This window comes from Cupriavidus sp. UYPR2.512 (assembly GCF_000379565.1).
GTDB lineage: Bacteria > Pseudomonadota > Gammaproteobacteria > Burkholderiales > Burkholderiaceae > Cupriavidus.
Genome location: NZ_KB903051.1, coordinates 1 through 1861 on the forward strand (window position 1 = coordinate 1; position 1861 = coordinate 1861).

Below are 1861 nucleotides of genomic sequence, written 5' to 3' on the forward strand. Positions count from 1 at the left end.
CCACGCTGCCAGCGATCAAATCGGCAGCCTGACTGCCCCAGCGCTTCCACTTAAAAACTCCGGATCCCTGTCCGAACAAACGGTGCCACCTCTAAACGTAATCGTTCAAAGCCGTAGGAACTGCTAATTTCTGTTCGTTCTGCCATAGCTGATCGCTTGGGGGACCAAGCACCAAGAAATGCAAACGGCCCGCATCATTGCGGGCCGCTTTAGCTACAGTGCGCATCGAGTCAAGACACGATGCAAAGTTACATCACTCTGGATCGGCAGATGGTTGAGTTGCATCGTTCTTTTCTTCCGCCGCGCGCCGCTTCGCCTCTGCCGCAGCGCGAGCCGCTGGGCCATCCTCTCGAAAATTCAGCGATGGCAATCGTAGCTCACCGTACCAACACCGACTTGTAACGGTTGCGACTTGCTCTCTGATCGCACCATAGAGCAAAGACGCACCATTCACAACAGCGATTTCGAGACGTTCTGCCGCGTCAGGGAACCCATTTGGTATCGAGAAATATCCCACACATTCGACATCAATCTTGTAAGGAACTACTTTCTCCGGGCCGTCACTGACTTGAATCCCTAACGCAACCATATAGTCGCGGACCTCTCCCCCTTCTTCCTTATCAGCTTCGGCATGGGTAAGGGAACAATGAATATTCGCTCCCCAGGTATCAATTGGCGCGGGGTTCTCTACTGGATCCAGTGTCTCAGGCTCATTTCTGGGGTAGACGCTCACGTGCAAGAATCTGAGCGAATTGAGCTTTAATGGACTCGGTCTCATACCTTAGGCTGCTTCTAACTTATAGCTCTGCAAGCTCTTCAGTGCCGAAGGCAAGTTCGAAGCTGGAGCGTCATAATCGAGCGACATTTCGTAGGCGGAATTCTTGCGCTGAACAAAGCGGGCCATACTATGCACTGTCCCGCCTGTCTGCACATCAACTGCAAGTTCATCCTCTTCGCTACTCTCGGATACAAAGACCTTCGAGTAACAGGAAACGGGGGAATCTAACAGCGTATGTTTGAGGACCGCGTGAACCACACGTCGGGCGTCCTTTAACACTCCATCCACTTCCAGGATGGTAGAGATTCGGGACACTTCCCTGGAACAGATCGCCGTCGCAACCTCTTCCTCACCTGCCGCATGAGCAAGCCATGCCAATGCAGACGGGACCTGTGCAGCTACGCGGATGAGTTTGTCCATTGACGCGGATTGGGTCACATCATCCGCTTCGTACTTCGAAAAGGCGACCGGCCCACCACCGAATATTTTTACTGCCTGTACCTTCTTCAGGCCTGCGCCGACACGGATGGCATGAACCGCTTGCCCCGTCAGAAGACACTCTAGCTTTTTACGAAGCTCCACTACCGCGCGCTTGTTCTGACGCATGTCAGACGCTGATGCGTAGTCACTGCCACACACCTCACAGTGTGACATGACAAATGGCACAGAGAACGTTGCGCCCTTGTGCTCGATCTCATTTTGTCCATACACGGACGCGACATGGCCTTCCCCGCACACATCGCAGAGAACATGCGTAGTCATTAGGATCTCCCGTTACTGATGCATTGATACGAGTAGGATCAGCTTGCCAGTACGATTGATGGCTAGCTTGACGTAGTACTCCTGAGTAATGTCTTTGTAGGCGTACTTATTCCATTCCTGGCGAATCAGTACATAGACATCACATGCCGCCCAAGGCCCACCCGGCTGCTTCTCGCACCATTCAGAACCCTTGAAAGTGCCCCACCGGACAGCGTCCTGGACCAGAGTGTTACGTCGCGCTCAATTTGAGGTCCAACAGGGTGAGTTTGTCTCGCGTACGTTGAGAACGATTTCACGAACATCCCCGCGAACATCGCGAGA

At 53.1% G+C, this 1861-nt stretch carries 2 protein-coding genes; both read right to left on the minus strand.

Annotated elements, in window-relative coordinates; genetic code table 11:
• Positions 1-253: 253 nt before the first annotated feature.
• Entirely contained in the window at positions 254-733 is a 480-nt protein-coding gene (locus A3A5_RS41880) for a protein-export chaperone SecB (protein ID WP_232431390.1), read from the minus strand.
• A 48-nt stretch (positions 734-781) separates the two neighbouring features.
• A complete protein-coding gene (locus tag A3A5_RS0119240; RefSeq protein ID WP_018312162.1) occupies positions 782-1540 on the minus strand; it encodes a type II toxin-antitoxin system MqsA family antitoxin in 759 nt (252 codons plus the stop codon).
• Positions 1541-1861 lie beyond the last annotated feature (321 nt).